The following is a 12,982-nucleotide window of genomic DNA, read 5'->3' as shown; positions in this document are numbered from 1 at the left end:
CAATGACCGCAAGACAACCCCTCGATCGCAAGCGTGCCGCCCGCCTCGGCCTCGCGCTGATCGGCATTGCCGTGGCGCTCGGCGCCTGCACGCACACCGAAACCGAGGTCGTCGCCTCGATTCCGGACGATTACAAGCAACGTCACCCGATCGCGATCGAGGAGCAGAACCGCTCCATCGTCGTGTTCGTCGGCCATGCACGTGGTGGCCTGACCGCGGCCCAGCGCGCCGACGTCATGGGCCTCGCCTCGACCTGGCTGCACGAGGGCACCGGCGCGATCCATGTCGACGTTCCCTCCGATACGCCGAATGCGCGCGCCGCCGCAGACTCGCTGCGCGAGATCCAGGCGATGCTGGCGGCGGCCGGCATTCCGCCGCGCGGCGTTATGGTGCGGCGCTATCGTCCGGAAGATTCGCGCTTCCTGCCGCCGATCCGGCTGACCTACTCGAAGATCGCCGCCGTCGCCGGCCCCTGCGGCCTGTGGCCGGAAGATCTCGGCCCCTCGATCAAGAACAAGAGCTGGTTCGAGAACAAGTCGTACTACAATTTCGGCTGCGCCGCGCAGCGCAACCTCGCCGCGATGGTCGACAATCCGTCGGATCTCGAGCAGCCGCGGCCGGAAACGCCAGCCTACACGACGCGTCGTAACATCGCCTTCGACAAGTATCGCAAGGGCACGTCGACGGCGACCACCTATCCAGAAGCCGACAAGGCCAAACTGAGCGACACCGGCAAATGATCAGCTACGCGCGCCAGACTCAAGACGAGCAGCCGCAGGCCGCGCCGCCGCCGGTCGAGGAGCATATTGCGCCCGCGCCCCGCGTGTCCGTGCAGGCCTTCTGCGAGACCGTGGAAACGGCTGCTGCCGTGCAATCGGCCGGCGAGGATCGACGCCTCGGCAAGGCCCATCTGAAGATCCAGATGGGCGGCATGGCGGCTGCGATCGAAGCCTACCGCACCGCGCCCACGCCGAACGTGATCGTGCTGGAGGCCGACGCCCGCACCGACATGCTGGGCGGGCTCGACCAGCTCGCCACCGTCTGCGATGCCGGCACCCGGGTCATCGTGATCGGGCGCATCAACGACGTCACGCTCTATCGGGAGCTGGTGCGCCGTGGCGTCAGCGACTACGTGCTGGCGCCGGTGGGCCCCATCGACGTCGTCCGCTCGATCTGCAACCTGTTCTCGGCGCCTGAAGCCAAGGCGGTCGGCCGGATCATCGCGGTGGTCGGCGCCAAGGGCGGGGTCGGCGCGTCCACCATCGCCCACAACGTCGCCTGGGCGATCGCCCGCGACCTCGCCATGGACGCCGTCGTCGCCGATCTCGACCTCGCCTTCGGCACCGCCGGGCTCGACTACAACCAGGACCCGCCGCAGGGCATCGCGGACGCCGTGTTCTCGCCGGACCGCGTCGACACGGCCTTCATCGACCGGCTGCTGTCGAAATGCACCGACCATCTGAGCCTGCTGGCGGCGCCGGCGACACTCGACCGGGTCTACGACTTCGGCACCGACGCCTTCGACTCCGTCTTCGACACGTTGCGCTCGACCATGCCCTGCATCGTGCTGGACATCCCGCATCAGTGGACGGGCTGGACCAAGCGCGCGCTGATCGCGGCCGACGACATCCTGATCGTGGCCGCACCCGATCTGGCGAACCTGCGCAACACCAAGAACCTGTTCGACCTCCTGAAGGCCTCCCGTCCCAACGACCGCCCGCCGCTCTACTGCCTGAACCAGGTCGGCGTGCCGAAACGGCCGGAAATCGCCGCCACGGAGTTCGCCAAGGCGATCGAATGCCAGCCGATCGTGTCGATCCCGTTCGAGCCGCAAACCTTCGGTTCTGCGGCCAATAACGGCCAGATGATCGCGGAAATCTCGGCCAATCATAAGTCGATCGAGATGTTCCTCCAGATCGCGCAGCGCCTGACCGGCCGCAGCGAGAGCAAGAAGCAAAGGTCGTCCTTCCTTTCACCTCTGATTGAGAAGTTGCGGGGAAAATAGGCCACCGCAAGGAGTTGTTAAGTGTTCGGTAAGCGTAGCGGAACAGACACCGATTTTCGGGCCCCCAAGCCCGGCGCCGGGTCGCCAGAGCCTCAATCGGCTCCGGCGCCGGCCGTTTCGCGCGCGCCGCCCCCGCCGGCCGTCGCCTCGCCGCCGCTTGCGCCGGCCAGGCCCACCCCGACCATGGAGAACCGCCGCTCCGACAATTACTACGAGGTCAAGGCGACGATCTTCGGCGCCCTGATCGAGGCGATCGACCTCGCCCAGCTCGCCAAGCTGGACTCGGAGTCCGCACGCGAGGAAATCCGCGACATCGTCAACGAGATCATCGCGATCAAGAACATCGTGATGTCGATCGCCGAGCAGGAAGAGCTGCTCGACGACATCTGCAACGACGTGCTCGGTTACGGGCCGCTCGAGCCGCTGCTGTCGCGCGACGACATCGCCGACATCATGGTCAACGGCGCCAACACGGTCTACATCGAAGTCGCCGGCAAGATCCAGCGCACCGGTATCCGCTTCCGCGACAACCAGCAGCTCCTCAATATCTGCCAGCGCATCGTCAGCCAGGTCGGCCGGCGCGTCGACGAATCCTCGCCGATCTGCGACGCGCGCCTCGCCGACGGCTCCCGCGTCAACGCCATCGTGCCGCCGCTGTCGATCGACGGCCCCGCACTCACCATCCGAAAGTTCAAGAAGGACAAGCTGACGCTGGATCAGCTCGTCAAGTTCGGCGCGATCACGCCTGAAGGCGCCGAGATCCTGCAAATCATCGGCCGCAGCCGCTGCAACGTGCTGATCTCCGGCGGTACCGGCTCGGGCAAGACGACGCTGCTCAACTGCATGACCAACTATATCGAGCACGACGAGCGCGTCATCACCTGCGAGGACGCCGCCGAGCTCCAGCTCCAGCAGCCCCACGTGGTCCGCCTGGAAACCCGCCCGCCGAACATCGAGGGCGAAGGCCAGGTGACCATGCGCGAATTGGTGCGCAACTGTCTGCGCATGCGCCCCGAACGCATCATCGTCGGCGAGGTCCGCGGACCCGAAGCCTTCGACCTGCTGCAGGCCATGAACACGGGCCATGACGGCTCGATGGGCACGCTGCACGCCAACAATCCCCGCGAGGCGCTGTCGCGCTGCGAATCCATGATCACGATGGGCGGCTTTTCTCTTCCTTCGCGGACAATTCGCGAGATGATCTGCGCCTCGATCGACGTCATCATCCAGGCCGCCCGCCTGCGCGACGGCTCGCGCCGCATCACCCACATCACCGAGGTGATGGGCATGGAAGGCGACACCATCATCACCCAGGACATCTTCATCTACGACCTGATGGGCGAGGACGCCAACGGCAAGATCATCGGCCGGCATCGCTCGACCGGCATCGGCCGTCCGCGCTTCTGGGAACGCGCCCGCTACTATGGCGAGGAGAAGCGGCTCGCCGCGGCGCTCGATGCCGCGGAAGTGGCGGCGAAGGCCTGAGGGATAGCGCGCCATGAACATGCAAGTGCTCGCCCTCGCCTTCCTCGCGACCGCCGCCGTCGGCGGCATCGCGTGGGTGTTCCTGTATCCGCTGCTCTCGGGCGAACGGAAGGCGGAAAGCCGCCGTGCCTCCATCGCACGCACCGAGCCCGCCGCGGCGCGGCAGGCCGAGAAGAGCCAGCGTTCCCGCCGCGAGCAAGTCGAGAGCACGCTCAAGGATCTCGAAGCGCGGCGCCAGCAGGAGAAGAGCGTTCCGCTCAACATCCGCCTGCAGCAGGCCGGCCTCGACTGGACGCCGAAGAAATTCTACGTCGTGTCCGCCGTGCTCGCCGGCGCGTTCTTCTTCATGGTGATGTTGGGCGGCGGCGGCCTGTTGGGTGCCGTCGGCCTCGCCTTTGCCGCGGGCTTCGGCCTGCCGCGCTGGATGCTCAGCTTCCTGAAGAAGCGGCGCGAAACAAAGTTCCTGGCCGCACTGCCCGACGCCGTCGACGTGATCGTCCGCGGCATCAAGGCCGGCTTGCCGCTGTTCGAATCGATCAAGGTCGTCGCCGCCGATTCACCGGAGCCGCTGCGCAGCGAGTTCCTGGCCATCATCGAGACGCAGGCGATCGGCATGCCGCTTGGCGAGGCCTGTGCGCGCCTCTACGACCGCATGCCGCTGCCGGAGGCGAACTTCTTCGGCATCGTCGTCTCGATCCAGCAAAAATCCGGCGGCAACCTCTCCGAGGCGCTCGGCAACCTCTCCAAGGTGCTGCGCGACCGCAAGAAGATGAAAGAGAAGATCCAGGCGATGTCGATGGAGGCCAAGGCGTCGGCCGGCATCATCGGCTCGCTGCCGCCCATCGTCATGTTTCTCGTCTACCTCACGACGCCCGGCTACATCTCGCTGCTGTGGACCCACCCGACCGGACAGCTCATGCTGGTCGGCTGCGTCATCTGGATGTCGATCGGCATCATGGTGATGAAGAAAATGATCAACTTCGACTTCTGATGGTGCCGCATGGTCGAGTTCCTCGTCGCTAAACTGCACGACGTCCGCTTCATGACCATGCTGCTGGCGGCCATTGCCGCCAGCGCCACCGTCTACACGCTGATCATGCCGCTGTTCGCCGGCGAAGGCCTTTCCAAGCGCATGAAGGCGGTGGCGAACGAGCGCGAGCGCATCCGCCAGCGCGAACGCGACCGGCTCTCCAAGAGCGAAAAGGTTTCGCTGCGGCAAACTCCGAAGCAGCTCGTCTCCAAGGTCGTCGAGGACTTCAACCTCACCAAATGGCTCGCGCAGGAAGCCGCGCGCGAAAAGCTCATCATGGCGGGCTATCGCGGCCAGGCGCCCTACATCACCTTCCTGTTCGCCCGCATGGTGGCGCCGCTGGTGTTGTTCGTGGGCTCGATCCTATACGTATTCCTGATCTCCCGCATGCAGCAGGCGATGCCGGTCAAGATCGGCCTCTGCGTCGGCGCGGCCTATCTTGGGCTCCAGGCGCCGATGCTGTTCCTGAGGAACGCGATCTCGAAGCGCCAGCTCTCGATCAAGCGCGCCTTTCCCGACGCACTCGACCTGCTCTTGATCTGCATCGAATCCGGCATGTCGGTCGAGATGGCGTTCCGCAAGGTCGCCACCGAGATCGTGGGACAGTCGATCGCGCTCTCGGAAGAATTCACGCTGACCACCGCCGAACTGTCCTACCTTCAGGACCGCAAGGTCGCCTACGAGAATCTGGCGCGCCGCACCGGCCTCGAGGGCGTCAAATCGGTCTGTCTCGCGCTTCAGCAGGCCGAACGCTACGGCACGCCGCTCGGCCACTCCTTGCGCGTGATGGCGCAGGAAAATCGCGACATGCGCATGAACGAGGCCGAGAAGAAGGCGGCCGCGCTGCCGCCGAAGCTGACGGTGCCGATGATCCTGTTCTTCCTGCCGGTGCTGTTCGTGGTCATTCTCGGACCGACCGGCATCAAGGTCGCCGAGTTGCACTAAGGCGCGGGCACCAAAAGCTCGAAAACAACCCCATGCAAAGTAGCCGGCGCCTGCCGGCCTGATGCGCGGCGGATATCACGAACCGACTGACACGGCAGAACAAATCGACGTTGCGGCGCATCCGCGCCGTGCCGGCTCGTCAACGACGGGTTTGATCAGTCAGGCTGATTGAGCGAGGCGACCGGCGTCCGCTTCGAAGCGCCGCGCGGCGCTTCGTTGCGGTTCAGCATGTCCTTCAGATAGGCGACGTTGGCCGCGGCCTCGTCCGGCGGCAGGTCGGCCTTGACGATGGTCTCGGCCTCCGCGAAGCGGCCCTGGAGCCCCACCACGAGACCGAGATTCTGCCGCACGCGCGCGCTCGCGCGCGGCGACGCATAGGCCTGCCGCAGCGTCTCCTCGGCCTTCGGCAGGTCCTTCGACAGCATGTAGGACAGGCCGAGATTGGAGAGCACGCTCGGCTCGCCGGGCGCGATCTTCAGCGCGCTGAGGTAATAGCGGCGCGCATCCTCGTGCTTGCCCATCTGGTCGAGCGCGGTGCCCTGCACAGAGAGCAGGCGCCAGTCGGGATTGTCGGGCGAATGCGCCTTCGACAGCACGTCGAAGGCGGTCTGGAAGTTTCCGTTGTCGGCGAGCGCGCGGCCGTAGAGCGCAAGTAGCGCCTTGTTGCCGGGATGGGCGATGGTCGCCTGCTCGAGCACCGCGACCGCCTGCGCCCGCTGGCCATTGGCGCGCAGCGCCTGGCCGTAGGCCAGCGCGGCCTCGGCGTCCTTCGGGTTGGCGCGATAGCGCTCGCCATAGACTTCAGTCGCACGCGCGGGATCGGCGGGGGCGGCCGCGGCTTCGGCACGCGGGCTGACGGACCCGGTGACGTTGTCGGAGATCTTGGACATCGCCGTGCAGCCGCCGAGGCCTGCCGCCAACGCCGCAACCAGCGAGGTGGACGCAAGGAGCCGGGCAAAACTGTACCGATGACGCATGACGCTAAGGACTCTCGAGCCGATTGATCGAGCCGAACGCGCCAGCAATAGACTGTTAACCCTAACGGGCGGTTAACGTCAGCGCCATGCGCGTTTTCAAGCGAAGTGGACGCCGGTTCGCGTCAAGAAAACGCGTCAAAACAGAGTCTGGAGATTCCGTTCCGATAAAATCGGAACGGAATCTCTGGCCTCAGCGTGGCGTTCCGGCCGAAGGAGGGCCACCGAGATCGAGATCAGCGCCCAGTGCTCGCACCTGCGCGTTCAGTTCGCGTAGCGTGCCAAGCCGCTGCTGCCGCTGGGCGGCGAGATCCAGCCCATTGCGGGGCGTCCTCGGCAATTCGCGCATGATGTCGGCCTGCTCGATCAGGCGCTTGGCGCGGAGATCGTCGAGCTCCTCGCCATCGATGCCGAGCACGTCGGCGGCCTGGTCAATCAGCCGGTCCAGGAGCAGCCCGACCGTCGCGAGCGCGCCGCCGTCGCGTGGCGCGCCGGATCTCGGGATCTGGCCGTCGAGATCGCTCCAGACGCGCGAGGTGGCGAGAGCTGCGTGAAGTGCGTAGGCCCAGTCCTCTCCGTCGTCGTAGAAGGCCCGGCGCTTCAGCAGTCGACAGGCGATCGAAACGATCTGTTCGCTCTTCGGCATCTCGCAGGACGACAGATCGATCGCCGCCTGGAATGCCGGATCGCGGCAAAAGTCCCGTTCGGCGGGCAGGTGGATGATGCCATCGGGCAAGTTGCCGTCGAGCCGGTGGAACGATCCATCGTCGCGCGGTCGCGAATACCTGATGACCGAGAAGCCGTATCGCCGCCCGGCAAAGCGAGGAGACGGGCCGAAATGGACGATGTTGAAGCCGGCGTCGTCGCCCCCCTGCCCCGTCGACGACGGACAGGACAGCACATAGAGCGTGCGCCAGAAATCCTCGGCCTCTCCGCTCGCCGTGGCGCGCGGATTGGGGATCGAATACCGCGTCAGCCCTTCGACGTGCCGGTGGCCGTGCAGGATGAAATTGACGTTGAGGGACGTTGCCGCCTCGAGAAAGGTGGCGGGGCTTGCGAGATACATCATGGGCTCGTCGGGATTGCCCAGGAAGCGCTTGCCCTCGCCGGTCGCCTGCGGCAGCGGATGATGATGCAGTGCCAGCACGCGCACCAGATTCTCGGCAGGCTCGATATAGTCCGCGCGGCCATCGGCGCTCAGACTGCCGGCGAGCTCGGCGCTCAGCCGGGCCGACTGCGCCACGACGGCATGATAGGTGCGCTGGTCGAATTTGCCGTTGGGAAGCCTCGCCGCGTTGGAATCGAGCAGCACGAGATCCAGTCCGGACTGGCGATAATAGACGTTCTTCGATGTCCTCGGCAGGTTGAGATAATCGTAGCTGTCGTGGCGGCGGCCGAGCAGGCCGAGCGGCCTGACGTCGCGGTTGCCGGCGACCGCCTGGATGTCGGTGAAGACGCCGGTCTGCCGAAACGTCGCGATGACCGAAAGCGCTTCGTCGAGCGCACGCGGCGTCGGCTCGCTGACGAGGTCTCCCGTGATCAGCAGGATGCGGTCCGGCACGTCGGCGAATTCCGCCATCGTCTCCCGGATGGTTGCGATGAGGCCCTCGATCGCCTGTTGCAGCCGACCTGATCCATCGAGGTGCAGGTCGGACAAATGCGCAATGACGAATGACCTATCCATGTCGCGCCGCCTCATCGCAAATGGTGCGTCGCTCAAGGCCTGAACAAAATGCCTTTCGGCTAATCCGCTTCAGTCGCACCGATCGGGAGGCCGCCGCGCGCGGTCGCGCAAGAACGTGCTACGGCACATCCACAATCTAAAATATGTCGCGACTATGCCACAACCACAACGTTAGTAAAGCCCTAGACGCACTTCGTCCAAGGTCCTGCGAACGACGGTTCTCAGGATCAAATACGAGCCGAGGTTGCAAAAGGTTTCGCCGGCCCGTTCAATATTCGATGGCGAGCCGCTTCCTGATCTCGTCGATGCGCTTGTCGAGCGCATCGAAGCGGGCGTGGATGGCACGGTCGTGCAGGTAGAAGATGTAGCCGCCGGCTAGGAACGCAAAGATCCAGTGATGATGTTCGACATAGGCGAATACCGCTTCGACGGCGAGGCCAAGAAACGCGACGATGCTCCACAGTATTTCCATCAAACTTCCTCCCGGCGCGTCCTGCAGTTACTCGGCCCGCGGTGTCCGCGGGGCAATTTTTGCCGGAACCTAGCATGTAGGTCCCTAGGGAGTGTACTATATCAACCCACGCAGTCAGGGCGCGTATTAGGTCCGCTGCGCCCTTATAGCAGCGCAATAGCGGAGTCAGAGGTCCGAGTTGGGCCCAGAGGCGGAAGTCGCCACTCTGGTTCGATCACCCCGTCGCCTACGGACGAAAATCCCCGGCTACACTAATCATTCGGGCAGCCCGAGTGGAGGAAATGTAAATCCGTAGGTCAAGCGCGCTCCCTCATGCCTAGGTTTTCTCGTCGGGGTAGAAACAACGGGGAGTCCCATAATATCGGCACTCAAGCAGTGAGATCGATTACGTCGCCTCGACCCGCTCCACCGATCCGCCGCCAATCCCGATAGCAAAAAATAACAATGCCTATTTCGGCGCACTGCGAGCGCCTTCTGTAGCAGCGTTGCTGGCCTATTTTTTCAATGGTTCGTGCGATCACTCGGCGGTATGCTGCTCTACGCTTGGGCCCATATGCCTGCAGGTCTTCTGGTTGTGTTCACTTCGTATGGAGGAACTTGACCCAAGACAGAGCAATGCGCGAGCGCGTCCCGCAGCCCCTTCCGCCGGCGGTGGACGTAAGACGGCTTTCAAGCGCTCCTCACGTAAACTTTGCTGTTAGTCGCGAGGTCATACGATGAAGGGTTTTCGCATACGTCCCGATGGACTGATTGATCTCACTGAGTCTGATACTTTTGGCGCGGGCACAGGCTTCGATGCGTTGAGCTTCGCCGGCAGCCTCAACGCGCCAGCGCCTCCGTCGCAGATCGTGCTGCAAGGCGCATCGAGCACGGCTGCGTTTCCGGATGGAGTTGCCTCCGGCGATGTCACTCAGACCTCGGCGGTCCTGTGGGCGCGGGCGATCGAGACCGGCGAGTTGATCTTCCAGATCTCGACCGATCCCTCCTTCCACCATGTGAAGAGCCAGCACCTCACGGTGGCCAACCCGCTGGTGCCTGTGAAAGTCGAATTCGACCATCTCAAAGCGGGTCAACACTACTTCTATCGTGTCATCGACGCGTCCGGCGATGCGCTCCAGGGCAGCTTTACTACCGCCAGTGAACTCGGCGCCCATGACGGATTCCACTTCGCCCTCGTCGCCGATCTGCACAGCGAACTCGCTCCGTTTGTCTCGATCAAGAATGCCGCGGCGGCAGACCTCGATCTGGTGGTGAAGCTCGGCGACACCGTCTACGCCGACATACCGCCGCCGGCGGCCACCACGCTGGACGAGTTCCGGCTTGCGCATGACGAGATCTACAGCAGCCATCTCGGCTTCAACTACTGGGCGGACTTGCAAGCCAATACGCCGGTCCTCGCCATGATCGACGATCACGAGGTCACCAACAACTTTGCCGGCGGCGCGTCACCGAGCAGCGATCCGCAATTCGCCGGTCAGCCAGGCGATTTCATCAATGAAACGCCCCTGTATTCGAACGGTCTGCAGGCTTTCACTGAATACAACGCAATCGAGAACCGGACCTACGGCGGCACCGGCGAACCTCTCTTTGACGGTGCGCCCGATCTCTATCGCTACGACACGTATGGGTCCGATGCGGCGATCATTGTGACCGATGAGCGCACTTTCCGGGATGCAGAGCTTCCGGCGCCGACAAATCCGCTCGACCCGGCCCAGATTTCGCAATTCCTGACCGCCTCGTTCGATCCAAGCCGCAGCGTCCTGGGCGACGTCCAGTTCGCGCGCGTGGAGCACGACCTTCTCGACGCCCGAGACAACGGCGTCACCTGGAAGTTCGTCATGGTGCCGGAGCCGATCCAGAATTTCGGTCCAGTCCTCAGCCCTGGCGACCGCTTCGAAGGCTATGCGGCCGAGCGCGACGCGCTCTTGAAGTTCATCGCCGACAATCACATCGAGAACGTGGTGTTCGTATCCGCAGACCAGCATTGGACCTCGGTCAATAACCTGACCTATCAAGAGACGCTCGGCGGTCCACAGGTCAAGAGCGGCGCGTTCGAGGTGGTCGCCATGGCTGCGGCTGCCGGTTCGTTCGCACCATTTCTGCCCGCGGCCGCGCTTCAACTCGGCCTGATCACCCCACAGCAGTTCGCGTTGTATAACAGCCTGCCGAACGCGCCGGATACCGACAGCATTCCCAATGACAAGGACGACTTCGACAAGGCGATCCTCAACGGATACATGACCAAGCTGGGCTACGATCCGATCGGGCTGGAGAGCGGTGGCCCGATCCATGCCACGCTGTTGCAGGGCGATTATTTCGTCGGACACGACTATGGCTGGACCGATTTCAACATCGATCCTGCAACCGGACAGCTACTCGTTACGACCTGGGGGATACCGACCTATACGGCCGCCGACCTCGCCGCCCATCCGGATCAGATCCTGGCGCGGACCCCGGCGATCGTCAGCCAGTTCAGCGTGACGCCGACATCAGACTCGATCATTGGCACCGACAAGAGCGATGCGCTGAGCGCGACTGATGGAGCTGACGTCATCATCGGCGCCGGCGGCAATGACGTGATCGACGGCAAAGGCGGCAACGACTACCTGGACGGTGGACAAGGCAATGACGTCGTCTACGGCGGTGACGGAAATGACCGAATTTTCGGCCGTGACGGCAACGACACGCTCTACGGCCAGAACGGCAACGATCGAATCGACGGCGGCGCCGGCAACGACGTTCTCTTCGGTGGATCCGGCAACGATACCTTCGTCTTTTCCAAAGACCCCGGGGCGGACGCGATCGCCGACTTCGTCGCTGCAGGCGCTGACCACGACGTCATAGAATTCAGCAAGTCGGTCTTTTCCGACTGGGCGGCGCTGCAGGGCGCGATCTCGGATAGCCCGGACGGAGCGATCATCAAGGTCGGTGACCATGACACGATCACCCTTGCCGGCGTCACCTCCGCGGAGCTCACTGCCAACCACGCCAACGACTTCCACTTCGTGTGAGGTGGGCCGTGGCCCGCTTGTGCTACCTCTTCCGCCACAAGCGGACTTTTTCAGGGGCCGTCGGTATGTCCAAAGGGGCCAGCAGCGGACTCGCGCCGCAGCATACAGCCTCTTTATTCGATCACCTCGTCAGCGCGAGCGAGCAACGACGGTGGTACGGTCAGGCCAAGCGCTTTGGCAGTCTTCATGTTGATCACCAGCTCGAATTTGGTCGGCTGCTCGACCGGCAGATCAGCAGGCTTGGTGCCTTTGAGGACCTTATCGACGTAGTCGCCTGCGCGGCGAAATAGATCGGGTACATCGGGGCCATAGACGATCAATCCGCCAATCGCGTCGTGTCGGAAAAGATAACTCGCGGGCAGATTATGCTTCGCAGCGAGTGCGACAACTCGCGGACCCTGGGAATTGGTCAGAGGATCATTAAGATCAACTATGGCATCGGCGTGCTGGGCGGCGGCCGAGGCAAAGGCGGCATCAATTTCCTCGGGCGTGGTCGCCTCAACTATCAGGAGAGCGGCGCCCAGGTTCCGCGCCGCGCGAGGCGCCTCCTCGGCCAGCGCCAATCTGTGGAGTGGGTTATTCGGATTGACCAAGAGGGCAATTTTCGAGGCGCCAGGCACCAATTCCCGGATGATTTCTATACGTTTTGCCAAGAAATCTCCCGGCACGAAGGTCGTAAGGCCGGTGATGTTGCCGCCCGGATGCGAGAGGGTTTGGACGAGTCCGAGCGCCACGGGATCGGCCACAGCCACGAAGACAATCGGAATGGTGGCAGTTGCCGATTTCAGGGCTAGGGCTGCTTGCGGCCCGACGGCAATTATCAGATCGGGGTTGATGGCGACGAGTTCGGCCGCTAGAGCCGATACGCGATCCGGAGTTTCGACATAGTAACGATACTCGACGAGCAGGTTCTTGCCCTCGATCCAGCCTTTTTCACGCAAGCCGCTGCGCCACGCGTCGCGACCTGACTGTCTGAAGTAAGGGATCAAGAAACCGATCCGGCGAGGCGGCCCTTGCGCCCGCAAGCGTGGTGGCGAAACGAGCAGCGCCGCAGTAGCCGCTATGAACTCCCGCCGCTTCATTGCGATCCTCACAACGGCTTGAGGACGACGTCGCGCAGAATATCATGTCTTGATTGTGGCCGCACTCACGATGGGCGTACTTGTTGCGTCGCAAATGCAGCGCATGCCGTATGACGGCTTTGGGCCAAAAGCGGCGATTGCAACAGCCTACTGGGTGGAATCCGCTTCACCTCTGATAGCGGACCTCAGTGAGCTTCTGCACGACTTCACCTCAGGGCCGATTTTGTTGCAGAACTGTCTTGAGGAGCCGAGCGAACCGTGATTCCGTCGAGGTGAAGCGGCCATCGACGGAGA

General features: G+C 63.6%; 11 protein-coding genes. 7 read left to right on the top strand and 4 right to left on the bottom strand.

The genetic code is table 11. The annotated features are described in order from the left end of the window. Window positions 1-2: 2 nt before the first annotated feature. Genes JQ632_RS28240 through JQ632_RS28220 form a run of 5 tightly spaced genes read left to right on the top strand, consistent with a single transcriptional unit; the run spans window position 3 to window position 5,465 of the window. A complete protein-coding gene (locus tag JQ632_RS28240) occupies window positions 3-740 on the top strand; it encodes a CpaD family pilus assembly protein (protein WP_212405919.1) in 738 nt (245 codons plus the stop codon). After that, window positions 737-2,005, top strand: coding sequence for an AAA family ATPase (locus tag JQ632_RS28235; RefSeq protein ID WP_212405918.1), 1,269 nt, complete (start codon window positions 737-739; stop codon window positions 2,003-2,005). Before JQ632_RS28240 ends, JQ632_RS28235 begins: the two co-directional genes overlap by 4 nt. 21 nt (window positions 2,006-2,026) lie before the next feature. Then, a complete protein-coding gene (locus tag JQ632_RS28230) occupies window positions 2,027-3,490 on the top strand; it encodes a CpaF family protein (RefSeq protein ID WP_212405917.1) in 1,464 nt (487 codons plus the stop codon). Between the two features lie 13 nt (window positions 3,491-3,503). After that, complete coding sequence (locus JQ632_RS28225) at window positions 3,504-4,481, top strand: type II secretion system F family protein (RefSeq protein WP_212405916.1); 978 nt, start codon at window positions 3,504-3,506, stop codon at window positions 4,479-4,481. A 9-nt stretch (window positions 4,482-4,490) separates the two neighbouring features. Continuing rightward, window positions 4,491-5,465, top strand: coding sequence for a type II secretion system F family protein (locus JQ632_RS28220; RefSeq protein WP_212405915.1), 975 nt, complete (start codon window positions 4,491-4,493; stop codon window positions 5,463-5,465). A 155-nt stretch (window positions 5,466-5,620) separates the two neighbouring features. On the opposite strand, the gene JQ632_RS28215 is transcribed toward JQ632_RS28220, so the two are convergent. The 3 genes from JQ632_RS28215 to JQ632_RS28205 form a co-directional block, all read right to left on the bottom strand. Beyond that, on the bottom strand, window positions 5,621-6,442 hold the full coding sequence (locus tag JQ632_RS28215; RefSeq protein ID WP_212405914.1) for a tetratricopeptide repeat protein: 822 nt from the start codon (window positions 6,440-6,442) through the stop codon (window positions 5,621-5,623). 190 nt (window positions 6,443-6,632) lie between these two features. Continuing rightward, complete coding sequence (locus JQ632_RS28210) at window positions 6,633-8,123, bottom strand: metallophosphoesterase (RefSeq protein ID WP_212405913.1); 1,491 nt, start codon at window positions 8,121-8,123, stop codon at window positions 6,633-6,635. 268 nt (window positions 8,124-8,391) lie between these two features. Beyond that, the gene (locus tag JQ632_RS28205) at window positions 8,392-8,595 is read right to left on the bottom strand and encodes a hypothetical protein (protein ID WP_212405912.1); all 204 of its coding nucleotides are present in this window, start codon (window positions 8,593-8,595) and stop codon (window positions 8,392-8,394) included. A gap of 716 nt (window positions 8,596-9,311) precedes the next feature. Between JQ632_RS28205 and JQ632_RS28200 the strand changes: the two genes are divergently transcribed. Further along, window positions 9,312-11,606 (top strand): alkaline phosphatase D family protein, encoded by a 2,295-nt coding sequence (locus tag JQ632_RS28200; RefSeq protein WP_212405911.1) that lies wholly within the window; start codon window positions 9,312-9,314, stop codon window positions 11,604-11,606. Between the two features lie 113 nt (window positions 11,607-11,719). Here the strand turns inward: JQ632_RS28200 and JQ632_RS28195 are convergent, their stop codons facing one another. Then, window positions 11,720-12,595, bottom strand: a complete 876-nt coding sequence (locus JQ632_RS28195; protein ID WP_249152585.1) for an ABC transporter substrate-binding protein — start codon at window positions 12,593-12,595, stop codon at window positions 11,720-11,722. A 142-nt stretch (window positions 12,596-12,737) separates the two neighbouring features. On the opposite strand from JQ632_RS28195, the gene JQ632_RS28190 reads away from it, so the two are divergent. Continuing rightward, window positions 12,738-12,950, top strand: a complete 213-nt coding sequence (locus JQ632_RS28190) for a hypothetical protein (RefSeq protein ID WP_212405909.1) — start codon at window positions 12,738-12,740, stop codon at window positions 12,948-12,950. The last annotated feature ends 32 nt before the right edge of the window (window positions 12,951-12,982 follow it).

Origin of the sequence: Bradyrhizobium liaoningense (genome assembly GCF_018130955.1) — a bacterium.
In the GTDB taxonomy this organism is placed as follows: domain Bacteria; phylum Pseudomonadota; class Alphaproteobacteria; order Rhizobiales; family Xanthobacteraceae; genus Bradyrhizobium; species Bradyrhizobium liaoningense_C.
This window is presented reverse-complemented; position numbering and strand designations above follow the sequence as displayed.